This is a genomic window from Mesorhizobium sp. M7A.F.Ca.CA.001.08.2.1, assembly GCF_003998455.1.
Taxonomy (GTDB): domain Bacteria; phylum Pseudomonadota; class Alphaproteobacteria; order Rhizobiales; family Rhizobiaceae; genus Mesorhizobium; species Mesorhizobium ciceri.
On record NZ_RZPW01001474.1, the window covers coordinates 1 to 446 of the forward strand.

Genomic DNA, 446 nt, shown 5'->3' on the forward strand with positions numbered 1-446 from the left:
CTACTGGGGCAACAGGTTCGACCGGATCGACTGGAGCAACAGGCTCTACTGGAGCAACCGGCTCGACCGGTGATACCGGAGCAACTGGTTCGACTGGAGCAACAGGTTCGACTGGCGCAACCGGTTCGACCGGCGCCACAGGTGCAACCGGTAATACCGGAGCAACTGGCTCGACCGGATCGACTGGAGCAACCGGCTCTACTGGAGCGACCGGAGCAACCGGCGCCACAGGTGCAACCGGTGATACCGGAGCAACTGGCTCGACAGGTTCGACTGGAGCAACAGGCTCTACTGGAGCAACCGGCTCGACCGGCGATACCGGAGCAACTGGCTCGACAGGTTCGACTGGAGCAACAGGTTCGACTGGAGCGACCGGAGCAACCGGCGCCACAGGTTCAACCGGTAATACCGGAGCAACTGGCTCGACCGGATCGACAGGTTCGACC

The 446-nt window shown here is 62.6% G+C and carries 1 protein-coding gene; it reads right to left on the reverse strand.

From position 1 onward, the window contains the following. The coding region (locus EN914_RS40240; protein ID WP_407067842.1) for a DUF4573 domain-containing protein at positions 1–446 on the reverse strand (446 nt) is incomplete at both ends.